The sequence below is a fragment of the Halomonas sp. JB37 genome, assembly GCF_002332255.1.
Lineage (GTDB): Bacteria > Pseudomonadota > Gammaproteobacteria > Pseudomonadales > Halomonadaceae > Vreelandella > Vreelandella casei.
Genome location: NZ_NRGW01000001.1, coordinates 2,224,132 through 2,239,294, shown reverse-complemented (window position 1 = coordinate 2,239,294; position 15,163 = coordinate 2,224,132). Strand labels below are relative to the sequence as shown.

The window sequence follows — 15,163 nt, the reverse complement described above, 5'->3', positions numbered from 1 at the left end:
AGTATCTATAAAAGCTACTTATAAAAATCACTGATGATAGCGATCTTTTGAAAGAGACTACCAGTCAACGGCAAAAACTACCCCTATCAGGATAGCTTATGGAAACATTAACGCCCGACACACTGGCCGGGCGCAACAGAAAGACAAGCATTTGTGTATTAATCGATTTTTTGACCTGCCAGCATAAACCATGTTTCCAATACCGCATCTGGATTGAGCGATACAGAGTCAATACCTTGCTCCATCAGCCATTTAGCTAAATCAGGATGATCAGAAGGTCCTTGGCCGCAAATGCCCACGTACTTGCCCTTGGCTTTACACGCCTGAATCGCCATGGCGAGTAGTTTTTTAACCGCTTCATTTCGCTCATCAAAGAGATGAGCCACAATGCCCGAATCACGATCTAGCCCCAGTGTTAGCTGAGTGAGGTCATTGGAGCCAATCGAGAAGCCGTCAAAATACTCAAGAAACTCATCCGCGAGTAGCGCATTTGCCGGCAGCTCACACATCATGATGACTTTCAGGTCGGAAGGCCCGCCGCGCTTCAAGCCATTAGCCGCCAGCAGTTCAACGACGTTACGCGCCTCATCTGTGGTACGTACAAAGGGCACCATAATTTCGACATTTTCAAAGCCCATCTCGTCACGCACCCGCTTCAGCGCACGGCACTCAAGCTCAAAGCAGGGGCGGAAGGCCTCTGAAATGTAACGTGAGGCGCCACGAAAGCCCAACATCGGATTTTCTTCGCCAGGCTCATACAACTTTCCGCCGATCAGATTCTCATATTCATTGGATTTAAAGTCGGACAGCCTCACGATCACGCGCTGAGGGTAAAACGCAGCGGCGAGCGTTGAAATCCCTTCGACCAGCTTGTCGACGTAAAAACTGACAGGGTCCGCATAGCCTGCCGTACGCAGATCGATAACCTGCTGCAAATCCACAGGTAGCGTGTCGTACTCAAGTAGCGCCTTAGGATGGACACCGATCATACGGTTAATAATGAACTCCAAACGCGCTAAGCCAACACCCGCGTGAGGCAAACTTGCAAACCCAAAGGCACGATCCGGATTACCGACGTTCATCATAATTTTAAAGGGAATTTCCGGCATGGCATCGACGCTGGAAATTTTGCAGTCAAAATCCAGCAGCCCAGCATAGACATTACCGGTGTCACCTTCCGAGCACGACACGGTGACATCAATACCCTCTCGCAACTGAGTCGTGGCATCGCCACAGCCAACCACCGCAGGAATACCTAGCTCACGGGCAATAATGGCGGCGTGGCAGGTACGCCCGCCACGATTAGTGACGATAGCCGACGCACGCTTCATGATCGGCTCCCAGTCTGGATCCGTCATGTCCGTGACTAACACGTCACCATCGTTAATCTTGTCCATGTCATCTGGGCTTAAAATGACTTTAACGGCACCGCGTCCAATGCGCTGCCCAATCGCCCGTCCGGTGATCAGCGTGCGGCCTTTCTCTCGCAGTTGAAAGCGCTCAAGCTTGCCGCCCTCCTGCTGGGAAACCACCGTTTCAGGGCGGGCCTGAACGATATACAGCTCACCATCATCGCCATCCAGTGCCCATTCAATATCCATTGGGCGCTGGTAGTGCTGCTCTATCGTCATTGCCTGACGCGCTAAATCCATTACCTGCTGATCATTTAGACAAAAACGCCCACGATCTTTGTGCGGAACATCGATAGTTTCTACCGACTTGCCGGCACTGGTTTCTTTTCCGTAAACCATCTTAATCAGCTTTGAGCCCAAATTGCGGCGCAGGACTGCGGGGCGACCTGCTGCTAACGTCGCTTTATGCACATAGAACTCATCCGGGTTAACCGCACCCTGCACGACCGTTTCGCCCAAGCCCCATGAGGCCGTTACAAACACGGCATCGCGAAAGCCAGATTCAGTGTCAAGAGTAAACATGACGCCAGCTGCGCCGGTTTCAGAACGCACCATTTTCTGCACGCCGGCAGACAGCGCAACGTTCTCATGAGCGTAGCCGCGATGCACTCGATAGGAAATCGCGCGATCATTGAATAAAGAGGCAAAGACTTCATGCACCGCGCGCTTAACATTGTCGAAGCCTTCAATATTCAGGAAAGTTTCCTGCTGACCGGCGAAGGAGGCATCCGGTAAATCTTCGGCTGTCGCCGAGCTGCGCACGGCTACTTTTAGCTGAGAATGTTGCGCCTGCAGCTGAACGTAAGCATCACGCAGCGCTGCTTCAAACGCTGGGGGCAGCGGCGTATCAATGATCCACTGACGGATATTGCTACCCGCTTCGGACAGGGCCTTAATATCGTCTACGTCTAAGCGAGCAAGCGTTGCATTAATGCGTTCATTCAGCCCTTCGTGAGAGAGAAATTCACGATATGCGTGGGCAGTAGTGGCAAAGCCGCCGGGCACGGTGACGCCAGCACCTGACAAATTAGAAATCATTTCACCTAGCGAGGCATTTTTACCACCCACGCGCTCGACGTCCGTCATACCCAGCTGATCGAACCACAGAATGTACTCTTCCACGTAACCCCCTCGCTCTTAGACGTCGACATGACCACTGATACAGTCACGAAAACCACGGACCATGAATTATTGACTGAGACACCGTAGCACCGCGCTCACGCATTCGCCATTGGTCTAATAGCGAAGGCAGTGGAGGATTTTTACAACAGCAAGCCGTTTTAGGCCAATTCTGTAGTCAGCGCTATTTTTGGCAGACTTTTTTTTGCAGGGCGATTTTAGACAGGGCCATTTTAGACAGGAGCATTGCGCACGTTGTGCTGTTAAACCGGTCAGCCCACAATAGGTGAATCACTCACAGGCGGATTTTATTATGAAGCGCACGGCTTTTTTTATTTCTGATGGCACCGGCATTACGGCGGAAAGTTTAGGGCGCAGCCTGCTAGCCCAGTTCAGCGATGTTGACATCAACATGCTGACAAAGCCCTATATCGATACGCTAGAAAAAGCACAGGCGCTGGCAGAGATTATTGAAGCAACGGCCAGTCGTGACGGTCAGCGACCTATCATCATTGACACCATTGTTGATCAACAAATTCGCAACGTTATTCGTCAGGCGTCGGGCTTTAAAGTGGATATTTTTTCAACGTTTTTAGAGCCTTTAGAACAAGAGCTGGACACCCACTCATCGTATAGCGTTGGCCGAACGCACTCGATTGGTAGTGACGATGTGTATATGGATCGCATTCACTCGGTGCACTTCGCGCTGGACAACGACGATGGCGCACGAACCCATCAATACGACAAGGCAGACATCATTCTGGTGGGGGTTTCACGCTGTGGTAAAACGCCGACCTCGCTCTACTTAGCGCTGCAGTTTGGCATTCGGGCCGCGAACTACCCGCTGACCGAGGATGATCTGGATGAAGACGGCATGCTAAAACTTCCCAAGGCGCTCGCGCCCCATCGACAAAAACTGTTTGGGCTGACCATTGATCCACGTCGTTTGGCCGCCATTCGCAATGAAAGGCGCCCTAACAGTCGCTATAGTTCAATCGATCAATGTTTGCAGGAGGTAGATCAAGCGGAGTCGCTATATCGCACGATGCATATCCCTTTTATTGATGCGACACGCTTCTCAGTTGAAGAGATTTCGACACGCATGATTGCCGAAACTGGGTTAGCGAGGCGCTTTTCACCCCGCTAATATTGAATGGCGAATGGTCACATGCCTTTGGGTGCAAAAATACCCGGAGCGTTGCGCCAGTAGCCTTTATAGTCCATTCCAAAACCAAACACATAGCGGTCGGCCACTTCCAAGCTGCAGTAGTCGGCCTTTAAGCCGGGCACCGCTTTGCGATTGTGCTGTTTATCGACCAGTACAGCCGTCGTAACGCTGGCGGCCTTCGCTTCTTGGCAGTAGGCCAAGATACCGGCTAACGTTGCGCCTTCATCTAAAATGTCATCGACAATAACGACATGGCGTCCGGCCATAGGGACTTCCGGCGAGACGCGCCAAAAAAGCTCGCCGCCGCGCAGCTCATTGCGATAACGGGTGGCATGCAGGTAATCCACTTCTAGGGGGAACCCCAACCGGGTTAGCAGGTGGCCGGTGGTAATCAAACCACCATTCATTACGCAGTAAAAAACAGGTAGCTTATCGCCTAAATCTCGGGTGATCGCTTCCGCCATACGATCAAGCGCCCGCTCTACCTCTTGCTGAGAGATTAAGCAGTCGGCGTTATCCATTAACTCACGCATTGAGTCCAGTGACTCCAACGCTTCTTTATCCAACTTCGACATCTAACAACTCCGCGGCGGTTTAAAAATCGTCATATAGGTTAGCAAGTGCGCTTAAAGAGTACTGGCATTCGACTGGTTGGCCAGCGCTTCTAATTTAGCGTGGGTGCGACGCCAGCGCCCTAACGCGCTGAGTGCATCTAAATCTGGTCGTGCACGGCTGTAACGAAGCTTGGCGGCACGCTTAGCGTCGATATCTTGGCAGGCGTTCATTACCTCAAGTGCCGCGACGCGGTCATTGCATACCAGCAGCATGTCGCAGCCTGCGGCTAAGGCTGCCCGGGCGCGATCCTTGGGTTCACCGGCTTCGTGGGCACCCGCCATGCTTAAATCATCAGAAAAGACGCAGCCCTTAAAGCCCATCGACTCACGCAGCATGCCTAACCAGCTAGGCGAAAAACCAGCGGGTCGGGAATCAAACGCGCTGTAAATAACGTGGGCGGGCATAATCCCTTCTAGCTGACCTGCCAGGTGATAAAAGGGCACTAAGTCATGCTGTTTAATCACATCAAGCGGCCGATCATCCACCGGCAGCGCGACGTGAGAGTCGGCAGCGACACTGCCATGACCTGGGAAGTGCTTACCGACAGCGGCCATCCCCGCCTCATGAAGACCTTGCACAAAAGCACCGCCAAGCACGGCCACTTGCTGCGGATCATGGCTGAAACTGCGATCGCCAATCACGCTTGATATACCGCTTTCAACATCAAGCACCGGGGCAAAGCTTAAGTCCAAGCCACAGGCGGCCATTTCCATACCCAGCAGCCAACCAGCATCTTTTGCCAACGCGAGGCCGTCTTCTGCGTTAGCGCTATAGCACTCGCCAATGCGCGCCATGGCAGGAAGGCGTGTCAAACCCTCTTTAATGCGCTGAACGCGCCCGCCCTCCTGATCAACCGCGATCAATAAATCCCCCCGCACGCGGCGAATATCACTACAGAGCTTGCGCACCTGGTAGGCGCTTTCGACGTTACGGGCAAATAAAATGACGCCCCCTACCGTGGGTTCAAGCAGCAAGTGCTTTTCATCGCGAGTTAATGCTGGGCCTTCAAGGTCAAGCATGACCGGGCCTAGAGGTTGAGTCATCGTGAGAAGTCCAATAAGAGGGGCAATGATTTTAGACGATCGTTTATCAGTGTCAAAGATGGGGGCATTTGAAGCCCGCCCCCAATACCGCTCAGCGTCGTTTAGCCAAAGCATCGTTTAGTCAAAGCACTGCCTTTCTCCGTGCAACCAAACGGGGGTGCCGGGCAACGACAATGCAAAGATATGTAGCAAATCGCTATTGCGTAGCCGAATGCATCCGTGCGAGGCGGCGACGCCCATCGGCTGATCGGTAGGCGTACCGTGCAGATAGATATAGCGCCGCTGCGAATCAACCTGACCGCCACGATTCACGCCTCTTTCTAACCCACAAAGCCACAGAATCCGCGTCAAAATCCAGTCACGCTGCGGGTAGGCTTCGCCTAACGCTGGCGAGAATACTTCCTCAGTCCAGCGGCGGCCACGAAATACCGCATTCTCGGGCAAGCCACTGCCAATCGCGGCGCGCACATAGTGCCAGCCATGCGGCGTCTTACCGCTGCCATTATGCTCACCAACACCGGCAACGCCAGAAGAAATAGCGCACTCATGCAGCACTTTAGGCCCCCGCCAACAGCGCAGCAGCTGCTCGGTAGTATCTATCTCAAGCCAGATGTTCTCGGTTGGGGGTAGCTCAGCTAACCTTGGCGTTCGCATGGTGTCCTTCTTCTAAAGTTGGGGGTAGTGGCGCATTCATCGCAGCCACGACTACCGGGCGCAAGCGCCGGATTAAGTCCCGCACTGATACCTGCTCGTGGTAATCCTTTTCCGCAATATCACGCAGGGCATCAAGGCCTGACAGGGTGAAGATAACAGTGCCTAGCATGAAGTGTAGCCGCCAAAAGCGCTCTGCATCGGGCAGTTCAGGGGTTGCTTGGCGCACTAGCTCAGTGAAGCGCGTAAACACATCCCCATATTCTTGCTGTATATGTCGCCTTAAATGCCCTTGAGCCTGACTGTAGGCTAAGCCTAGCAGGCGCATAAAGACCTTCAAGCTATTACGCTCAGCGGGCACCGCAAGAACCGTCGTTGCCATAGTTTCAAGCAGCGTTTCCAGCGGTATCACCTGCCCATCATGCTGAGCCTCAAGCTCATCAAGCGCAGTGTGAAAACGCAGCGTAAAAGGATCCAGATAGCGGGAAAAAACAGCCTGAATTAAGGCTTTTTTGGAGCCAAAATGATAATTCACAGCAGCAAGATTGACGCGCGCCTTGCTAGTGATGTTGCGCAGCGAGGTTTCAGCAAAACCACGCTCTGCAAACAGCACTTCAGCGGTATCAAGTATACGGGTCACCGTATCAGATTGAGCCATGATGCTCTCCAGAGAAACAGGTGTTTAAAACATCGCAAAATACTATGCCATAACCTGGGTAGTCTCAACGCTTGATTTGTCACCACAATGCCTCGGCACTTATAAGGAAAAGCTGCATAAGAAAAAGCTTAGTTTCAAATCATTGAAGCTCCCAGAGCGGTAAATATTGGTATTGACAAGGCCATATACTGGACAGAGACACATACTGTATACTTAAACACTTACTGTTTAAGTTACCTTCATTTTATGACTGTCTATTCACAATTCTGGAGCTTGGTATGTCGCGTCCACTAACCGCTCGCCAACAGCACGTATTTGATTTTATTGTTAAAACCATGGGCGAATTTGGCTACCCTCCGACGCGCGCTGAGATCGCTAAAGCACTCGGCTTTCGCTCACCTAACGCCGCTGAGGAGCATCTACGCGCACTTGAACGCAAGGGTGTGATCCGCATCATTCGCAACACGTCACGCGGTATACGCTTGCCTAACCAAGAGCCTCAAGACGTATTGGACACGTCTGTCAGTACGCTGTCTGCCACGATCGAGCCTGCTCAGGCGGGCCTGCCGGTCATTGGTGAAGTTGCCGCCGGCAGTCCTATTTTGGCTGCCGAGCATATCGACCGCTACTGCCCGCTGCCTGCTGAGTACTTCACCCCCAAAGCGGATTACTTGCTGCGCGTACGTGGCTTATCCATGAAAGATATCGGTATTTTAGAGGGTGACCTGCTGGCCGTGCACCGTACTGAGCGTGTCCGCGACGGTCAGATAGTCGTTGCCCGCTTAGATGATGAAGTCACGGTTAAACGCTTTAAGCGCCAAGGCCATCAGGTCACGCTGTTCGCAGAGAACGCCGACTTTGCGCCGATTGAAATCGATCTACGTTCCCAGTCGCTCGATATAGAAGGCGTTGGCGTTGGCGTGATTCGCGGCGGCAATGGCCAGGCGTTAGGTTAAGCCAGGCATAACGTCATTTATCAATGCCTTCATCAGACCTAATAGAGGTGGTCGCAAAAGCGGCCACCTCATAGCGATAAAGTAGCCTTATTGATAAGCCGCTTAGCTAAATACCACCGTTTTATTGCCATGGATCAGCACGCGGTCTTCTAAGTGCCAGCGTAAACCGCGTGCCAGTACCGCTTTCTCAACATCACGCCCAAAGCGCACTAAATCAGTAGGCGTATGGCAGTGGCTGACACGGTGGATATCCTGCTCAATAATGGGGCCTGCATCAAGCTCCTCGGTGACATAATGGCAGGTAGCGCCAATCAGCTTAACGCCCCGCTGGTAGGCCTGGTGATAAGGTTTTGCTCCCGCAAATGAGGGCAAAAAGCTGTGGTGAATATTGATCACTTTGCCTGAATAACGCGCGCACAGTTCGGGCGGTAGGATTTGCATATAGCGTGCGAGTACGATGCAGTCCGCCTGCGCGCTATCGATTTCAGCCTGTACCTTAGTAAATGATGCCTGTTTATCGTCAGGGTCTACCGGCACGTGGTGGTAAGGAATTCCGTACCACTGTGTCAGCGAACGCAAGTCGTCATGATTGGAAATAACGCCGACAATATCGCAATCCAACTCCCCCGACTGCCAGCGATAAAGAAGGTCTACTAAGCAGTGCGATTCTCGCGACACCATCAGCACTACGCGCCGACGCTTTTGAGTATCAACCAATGCCCATTGCATGCTGAATTCGCGGGCTACCGGTTCAAAGGCGGCACGCAGCGCTTCTACCGAGATGCCTACTGAGTCTGCCAAGATTTCATAACGCATAAAAAAGCGGCCGGTCTCTAGGTCCGAATGCTGGCTGGCTTCAGTAATCGACCCGCCTTGCTGAGCAATAAAGCTCGACACGCGTGCAACAATACCCACCCGATCAGGGCAAGAAACAACTAAACGATAATAATGCGACATGTGGGCTACTCTTGACCTATTTCAAACATCACTAATGAAAAACTAACCGGATAAACCGGCTTAACAAACCATCACCTTGGCATGTTAACGACGCTGCATAGTGTATCGGAAGGACAACGATGATTGTTAGCCGCCCCTGCCTTCCCGTATAGTTAAGTCACTACTTTTTAGGCTTTTCATAACTGATGCATTCTTCACGCGTTCAAATTCGTCCCCGTCGTCGTCCACCGCTGCGCATATTGCCGCTGGGGGGATGTGGTGAGATCGGAATGAATCTAACGCTATACGGCTATGACAATCACTGGATTGCCGTTGATTGCGGCATGATGATTCGCCAGGATCTTCCTAACTCACCGCTTCAAGTACCCAACGTAGATACGCCGAAGGCGCTGGGGATCGTACCCAAAGCACTGTTTATCACCCATGGTCATGAAGACCACATTGGCGCAGTCGCTTGGCTCTGGCCCATGTGGAACTGCCCTATTTATGCCACGCCGCTGGCAGCAGGGCTACTCAGATTAAAATTCGCCGAACATCAGCTTAGCAGTGCGGCGATACACGTCATTGAGCCTGGCGAAGCTCTAGAAAGCGGCCCATTCACTCTACGTTATTTGCTTTTAACGCATTCCATTCCCGAAAGCTGTGCCCTGATGATGCTGGCCGGTGGCTACCGCGTTTTACATACCGGCGACTGGAAACTTGATCCCGAGCCGCTGATTGGCACGCCCATCAGTGCCGCTCAATTTAAAGCACTTGCCCCCATCGATTTAGTCGTCGGCGACTCAACCAACGCCCCTATGCCCGGTCACTCAGGCAGCGAGGGGGACGTCGCTCGGGCGTTAGCAAAAACGCTCAGCCGCTGCGAAGGCCGCGTCGTGGTCTCGTGCTTTGCAAGCAACTTGGCCCGCGTGCTTGCTATAGGCCGCGCCGCACACCAGTGTGGCCGGCGTATCAGCTTAATGGGCCGCTCGATGGAGCGCATGGTCAGCGTAGCGCGCGGGCTGGGATACATGGATGACTTACCGCCCCTGGTGCCCAATCACGACTTGGGCTACCTGCCGCCCGATGAAGTCGTCATTATTGCGACAGGCAGCCAAGGTGAGTCCCGGGCAGCGCTGCAGAGGCTGGCTCAGGGCCGCCACCCTTCTGTCGACTTACAGCCCGGCGATAACGTTATTTTTTCGGCCAAGGTCATACCCGGTAACGAGCGCCCTATTGATCAGCTTAAAAAGCGCTTAACCCAGCTGGGTGTACGTATTTACGACGAGGTGAATCACCCTGAGCTGCATGCGACCGGCCACCCTGCTCAAGAAGAGTTAATTAAGCTCTACCAGTGGCTGAAGCCTAAACACTTGATGCCTGTTCACGGCGAAGCAAGACACCAGCAGGCGCATCAGACAATCGCTGAGCAGTTGGGTATTAGCGCACCGCTAACGCCGGTCAACGGTGATTTATTACGCTTTGACAACTACGGCCTTCACTGTGAAGCACACCATGTGCAGCCACCCTGCATTGTTAATCAGAACAGCGTTGTTCCACACCCCGGATTAGATGCGGCCATTTCCACGGCTCGACGCGGTAGCCTATATTTAGCACTGCCCGTGACCATTAGCGATCACGGCTGGGCGCGTATTGGCCGCTTAATGCTAGATGCAACAAATGCCAGCCCGCTGGATGAAGACAGCTTTATTGATTGGCTTGATGAGCAGCTTGATCAGATTGCCGCCGACACACTCGCAGATCTGCGACAGGCGCTGCAGCCACGCTTGATTCATTGGCTGGCAGATCATATGCAGCACATGCCTGACGTGCACCTGCAAATTACCGCGGCTGAAATGCAAGAGACGTCCTAGCAGACCAGCGTTCTTAATCGTTAGATTTTTTTCTGGGTAGCTAGATGTTTTTCCAACGCGCCACATCCTGTTGATCAGAGTGACGCTCTGCGACCCAATACTCGCCCTGTGCGGAATGCTCTTTCTTCCAGAAAGGAGCCTGAGTTTTTAGATAGTCCATAATAAAATCACAGGCTTCGAATGCTTCACGGCGATGAGCGCTGGCTACAAGCACCCGCACAATTGCATCGCCTGGCTGCATATGTCCTACGCGATGAATAATGCGCACAGCGTTTAGCGCCCAGCGCTGCCCGGCCTGCTCACCGATCGCCTCGAGCGTTCGCTCAGTCATGCCAGGATAGTGCTCAAGTGTTAAACCGGTGACATCGGGCGTTTCATTGAAATCACGCACCAGGCCCGTGAAGCTCACCACCGCACCAATATCGGTGCGCTCTGATAATACCTCATCATATGCGTAGGCCATCGAGAAAGGCGCTGCTTGAATGGCAACCTTAATATCCACGCTTAGCCCCCCGTGACCGGCGGAAAAAATGCTACTTCATCGTTATCGGTCACCAACGCATCATCATTCGCCATCACTTGATTGATCGCGCATAGCGTACGCTGATCGGCCAATAGGTTGTATCGCGAATCGCGTGCAGCCAGTGTCGCTTTTAATCCGCGAATATCACGGCTGGAAAGTGTATCCAGCCCCACGAAGGTCTCGCTCTCGCCGACGCGCTCGCGTAGCTCGGCTAAAAACTTAACGCACACGCACGGCGAAGGACAGCGCTCACTCACGCTGACTTCACCTGCAGAGCCCTCGCCGGTGACAATGGGTGCCTGCTCGCTTAAACGCTGGTAATTACCGCGTTGCCCGCCCTGCTTGCTATCGAGCTGAATGGCATCGATACGCATATTTTTATCGACCGCTTTGCACATATCGTAAAGGGTCAAACAGGCGACGGAGACAGCCGTCAGCGCCTCCATTTCAACTCCTGTACGGCCATTTAAGCGACACAGCGATGTGACGTGAACACAAGATTGTGCCACATCAATTTCAAACTCAACCGATACCTTAGAGAGCGCTAAAGCATGGCAGAGAGGTATTAGCTCATGGGTTCTCTTCGCTGCCTGAATACCAGCGATACGCGCAGTTGCCAGAACATCACCCTTGGGCAATTGTCCGTCACTGAGTAGAGTTAATGTTTCGGGCTGCATCACAATACGCCCTGAGGCAACGGCTTCGCGGCGGGTTTCTTGCTTATCGCCAACGTCTACCATATTGGCTTCACCACGGGTGTTGAGGTGGGTTAGATGCATAGTAATCACCTTTGCTTTTGTGAAGGCCACGTCGTTGAGGATTGGGGCATTGAAGGTTGGGTCATTGAAGAATCGGATGCTGAAGGCAGCGCCTTATTTTTTGCATCTACCCAGGTCACGATCCAGCGCGCGATAGCATCAATATCATCAAGATCTAGCCGGGGCACACCGTCAGTCACATCAATTGAAGGCGGCTGGTTCGCTGCTATCGCCGCCACCCATGTCCCCGTCAAAATTGACGCATCGCCAATGCCATCCCGGTACAGTACCAGCTTAGGTATTGGCCAGGTTTTAAAACCTTCGACAATCACAAGGTCGGGGTGATGCGGCACCAGCATGGCGATCAACTTAGCCAAGTCAGGCTCAGCCTGCCCGGGCGTTTCCTGCATCAGTGCAAACCGCTGATGTGAAGCCACCAGCACCGGAGCCGCACCGGCGCAGCGTAGCTTATGACTGTCCTTGCCGGGCTGATCTACATCAAACGAGTGATGGGCATGCTTAATCACGGCCACTTGTAGGCCATGCTCATTCAACTGTGGCAATAGCTTTTCTAATAGCGTCGTTTTACCGGTGCCACTCCAAGCAGCTATGCCCAAAATGGGAAAGGGTGCCGCTAGTTCATTTTTCATGCTGCCGACGCTCCTGGTTACCACTGGCGCGCTGTCATCCAAGCGATGCACGCGGTGTTCAAAACGCTAATGTTATTCGCCCTCTTGCTCTTGGGGTAATAGCCAGTTCAGCACAATACCCACTAGCGCAGCTAAGCTGACGCCCTGCAGCGTAAACTGGCCATCCCCAAACTGCATACCACCAATTCCAAACACCAGTATCAATGAGACCACTACTAGATTGCGGGGTGCCGTTAGCGATTGCCCAGCACGTACAAGTGTATTCATTCCTACCACTGCGATAGAACCAAACAACAGCGTCATAATGCCGCCCATCACAGGGCCCGGAATGGTTTGCAAAAATGCGCCTAGCTTAGCAACAAAGGCTAATATAATGGCGACGATCGCGGCGACTATCATGTACTTTGGGTTAAATGCTCGCGTGAGAGTCACTGCCCCCGTTACTTCTGAATAGGTTGTATTGGGCGGCCCACCAAATAAAGCAGCTACCGTTGTTGCTAATCCATCGCCGAGTAAAGTGCGATGCAGACCCGGCTTTTCAAGATAGTTTTTGCGCGTCACCGATCCAATAGCCACCATATCACCAATGTGTTCAACCGCCGGGGCAATAGCAACGGGGATCATGAACAGGATAGCGGCCCAATGAAAACTTGGTGCTGTAAAGCTGGGCATCGATAGCCATGCGGCCTCATGAATCGGCGTAAAGTCGACCACACCCATTAGTAGCGCTAGCACATAGCCCGTAAAAATCCCGCCAATAATCGGCAATAGTCTTAGCAGCCCACGCCCAAAAACGGCGAGCAGCAGCGTCACCAGCAAGCTGGTCATTGATAAGAAAATGGCGGCACCATAGCCAATGTTATCGCTAGTTTCACCTGTGGCCATACTCACAGCGACGGGCGCCAGCGCAAGACCAATTACCATAATGACTGGCCCGACCACGACCGCAGGCAGTAGCCGGTGCAGCCAAGCGGTACCTTTTAAGCGCACGGCTTGTGAAATAACCACATACACCAGACCAGACGCCATTAGCCCACCCATCGTAGCTGGAATACCAAAGCTGGCTACCGAGCCTTGAATAGGCGCAATAAAGGCAAACGATGAGGCTAAAAACACCGGTACGCTTTGGCTAGTGACTGAATGGAACACCAGTGTGCCCACACCAGCTGTAAACAGTGCGACACTTGGATCAAGCCCGGTTAAAAGAGGCACTAATACCAAGGCACCAAATGCTACAAAGAGCATTTGCGTACCGGTTAAGAGCACTTTTGCCCACGACTCAGTTTGGCCAGCAACGTCACGCATCGGTGATATCCTAGAGATGATTAAATTGTAATGTGCAAAAAAATGCCCCTAACGCAGAACGTAAGGGGCAGTCTGAAAAAGGACGCTTAGCGCGTTCCGAAAATCTTATCGCCAGCGTCGCCTAGCCCTGGGACGATATAGCCATTTTCATCCAATCGGTCATCAACGGAAGCGGTATAGATTTCGATATCAGGGTAGGCTTCCTGCACTCGCTTAATGCCTTCCGGTGCGGCGACTAGCACAATCACTTTCATGTGTTCACAACCGCGCTCGCGCAGCATATCTAACGTGGCGACCATAGAACCGCCTGTTGCCAGCATCGGATCAATCACAATCGCCATGCGTTCTTCAATATCGTTGGCAAACTTGGCGAAATAAGGCACTGGTTGCAGCGATTCTTCATCGCGGTAAAGCCCTACGACGCTGACCCGCGCACTGGGGATAAGGTCCGTTACGCCTTCCAACATGCCAAGTCCGGCACGTAAAATGGGCACAACGGTGACTTTTTTACCCTTTAACCGACGCGTGGCGATCGGCTCGCCGTTCCAGCCCTGAATCTCATGGTCTTCAAGTTCCAGACCTTTGGTTGCTTCATAGGTCAACAGTTTGGCGACTTCACCTGCTAGTTCACGAAAGCTCTTAGTGCTCAGATCAACTTCACGCATCAGCCCCAATTTATGTTGAACAAGCGGATGGTTAATAGCGTAAACACTCATGGGACTTCCTCACTGCAGGGGATTCAGAATGGCAACCTGAGATCTTTCATTAGGCGCAAAATTGCGCACATTCTAACCGCAACCCGTTTCTAGGTTAAGGGGTTTCCGGTAATTGCCACTCAATAGGCGCTCGCCCCTGCGCTTGCAGGAACTGATTTGCTTGTGAAAAATGCCGTGTACCGAAGAAACCTCGGTACGCTGAAAGCGGTGAAGGGTGAGGTGCTTCGAGTATTAAATGCCGGCTTTGATCAATTAACGCGATCTTCTGGCGTGCATGCCCCCCCCAAAGGAGAAATACACAGGGAGGCGAATGCTGGCTAACCGTCTCGATAGCGCGATCGGTAAACGGCTCCCATCCTTTTCCTCGATGGGATGCCGCATTACCCTGCTCAACGGTGAGCGAAGTATTCAATAACAGCACGCCCTGTCTCGCCCACGCTTCCAGATGACCGTGGCGCACCGGCGTAAAGCCGACATCAGTGGCCAACTCTTTATAGATATTAACCAGCGACGGCGGCACGGGAATACCGGCCTGCACAGAGAAACACAGGCCGTGCGCCTGATGGGGGCCGTGGTAAGGATCTTGGCCTAGAATGACCACTTTCACTTCGCTTAACGGGGTCAGTTCGAAAGCACGAAACCACTGCGTAGAGTGCGGGTAGATAACTTTTTTGGCCGACTTTTGCTGTGCTAAAAATGCCTTTAGCGCCAGCATGTAATCTGCCTCAAACTCATTACCCAGCCACTGACTCCAATCGTTGGGAAGTGGATTGGCCATA

General features: G+C 52.7%; 15 protein-coding genes. 3 read left to right on the top strand and 12 right to left on the bottom strand.

What is annotated here, in order from left to right; genetic code table 11:
- Positions 1 to 158 precede the first annotated feature (158 nt).
- Entirely contained in the window at positions 159 to 2,534 is a 2,376-nt protein-coding gene (gene ppsA, locus CIK78_RS10440; protein ID WP_096279764.1) for a phosphoenolpyruvate synthase, read from the bottom strand.
- Between the two features lie 310 nt (positions 2,535 to 2,844).
- Between ppsA and CIK78_RS10435 the strand changes: the two genes are divergently transcribed.
- A complete protein-coding gene (locus CIK78_RS10435) occupies positions 2,845 to 3,678 on the top strand; it encodes a pyruvate, water dikinase regulatory protein (protein ID WP_096279762.1) in 834 nt (277 codons plus the stop codon).
- A 17-nt stretch (positions 3,679 to 3,695) separates the two neighbouring features.
- Here CIK78_RS10435 and CIK78_RS10430 read toward each other — a convergent pair whose 3' ends face one another.
- From CIK78_RS10430 to CIK78_RS10415, 4 genes are all read right to left on the bottom strand, one after another.
- The gene (locus CIK78_RS10430; protein ID WP_096279759.1) at positions 3,696 to 4,274 is read right to left on the bottom strand and encodes a hypoxanthine-guanine phosphoribosyltransferase; all 579 of its coding nucleotides are present in this window, start codon (positions 4,272 to 4,274) and stop codon (positions 3,696 to 3,698) included.
- A gap of 51 nt (positions 4,275 to 4,325) precedes the next feature.
- The gene (gene nagZ, locus CIK78_RS10425) at positions 4,326 to 5,357 is read right to left on the bottom strand and encodes a beta-N-acetylhexosaminidase (RefSeq protein WP_096279757.1); all 1,032 of its coding nucleotides are present in this window, start codon (positions 5,355 to 5,357) and stop codon (positions 4,326 to 4,328) included.
- 117 nt (positions 5,358 to 5,474) lie between these two features.
- Positions 5,475 to 6,011 carry a L,D-transpeptidase gene (locus CIK78_RS10420; protein WP_096279755.1) on the bottom strand — a complete coding sequence of 179 codons (537 nt, stop codon included), beginning with the start codon at positions 6,009 to 6,011 and terminating at the stop codon, positions 5,475 to 5,477.
- A complete protein-coding gene (locus CIK78_RS10415; protein ID WP_096279753.1) occupies positions 5,989 to 6,666 on the bottom strand; it encodes a TetR/AcrR family transcriptional regulator in 678 nt (225 codons plus the stop codon). The genes CIK78_RS10420 and CIK78_RS10415 overlap by 23 nt, the downstream gene beginning before the upstream one ends.
- A gap of 278 nt (positions 6,667 to 6,944) precedes the next feature.
- Here CIK78_RS10415 and lexA point away from each other — a divergent pair, with 278 nt between their 5' ends.
- On the top strand, positions 6,945 to 7,622 hold the full coding sequence (gene lexA, locus CIK78_RS10410) for a transcriptional repressor LexA (RefSeq protein ID WP_096279751.1): 678 nt from the start codon (positions 6,945 to 6,947) through the stop codon (positions 7,620 to 7,622).
- A 102-nt stretch (positions 7,623 to 7,724) separates the two neighbouring features.
- On the opposite strand, the gene purU is transcribed toward lexA, so the two are convergent.
- Complete coding sequence (gene purU / locus CIK78_RS10405) at positions 7,725 to 8,579, bottom strand: formyltetrahydrofolate deformylase (protein ID WP_096279749.1); 855 nt, start codon at positions 8,577 to 8,579, stop codon at positions 7,725 to 7,727.
- Between the two features lie 269 nt (positions 8,580 to 8,848).
- Here purU and CIK78_RS10400 point away from each other — a divergent pair, with 269 nt between their 5' ends.
- Positions 8,849 to 10,432, top strand: a complete 1,584-nt coding sequence (locus tag CIK78_RS10400; protein ID WP_096279747.1) for a ribonuclease J — start codon at positions 8,849 to 8,851, stop codon at positions 10,430 to 10,432.
- A gap of 40 nt (positions 10,433 to 10,472) precedes the next feature.
- On the opposite strand, the gene moaE is transcribed toward CIK78_RS10400, so the two are convergent.
- The 6 genes from moaE to ung all read right to left on the bottom strand — a co-directional run bounded on the left by moaE (position 10,473) and on the right by ung (position 15,162).
- Positions 10,473 to 10,934, bottom strand: coding sequence for a molybdopterin synthase catalytic subunit MoaE (gene moaE, locus CIK78_RS10395; RefSeq protein ID WP_096279745.1), 462 nt, complete (start codon positions 10,932 to 10,934; stop codon positions 10,473 to 10,475).
- A gap of 2 nt (positions 10,935 to 10,936) precedes the next feature.
- A complete protein-coding gene (moaC, locus tag CIK78_RS10390; protein WP_096279743.1) occupies positions 10,937 to 11,734 on the bottom strand; it encodes a cyclic pyranopterin monophosphate synthase MoaC in 798 nt (265 codons plus the stop codon).
- A 5-nt stretch (positions 11,735 to 11,739) separates the two neighbouring features.
- On the bottom strand, positions 11,740 to 12,363 hold the full coding sequence (gene mobB, locus CIK78_RS10385; protein WP_096279741.1) for a molybdopterin-guanine dinucleotide biosynthesis protein B: 624 nt from the start codon (positions 12,361 to 12,363) through the stop codon (positions 11,740 to 11,742).
- Positions 12,364 to 12,435: 72 nt separating this feature from the next.
- Positions 12,436 to 13,668, bottom strand: coding sequence for a uracil-xanthine permease family protein (locus CIK78_RS10380; protein ID WP_096279739.1), 1,233 nt, complete (start codon positions 13,666 to 13,668; stop codon positions 12,436 to 12,438).
- Positions 13,669 to 13,754: 86 nt separating this feature from the next.
- The gene (upp, locus tag CIK78_RS10375; protein ID WP_096279737.1) at positions 13,755 to 14,384 is read right to left on the bottom strand and encodes a uracil phosphoribosyltransferase; all 630 of its coding nucleotides are present in this window, start codon (positions 14,382 to 14,384) and stop codon (positions 13,755 to 13,757) included.
- A gap of 94 nt (positions 14,385 to 14,478) precedes the next feature.
- Positions 14,479 to 15,162 carry a uracil-DNA glycosylase gene (gene ung / locus CIK78_RS10370; protein WP_096279735.1) on the bottom strand — a complete coding sequence of 228 codons (684 nt, stop codon included), beginning with the start codon at positions 15,160 to 15,162 and terminating at the stop codon, positions 14,479 to 14,481.
- Position 15,163: the final 1 nt, after the last annotated feature.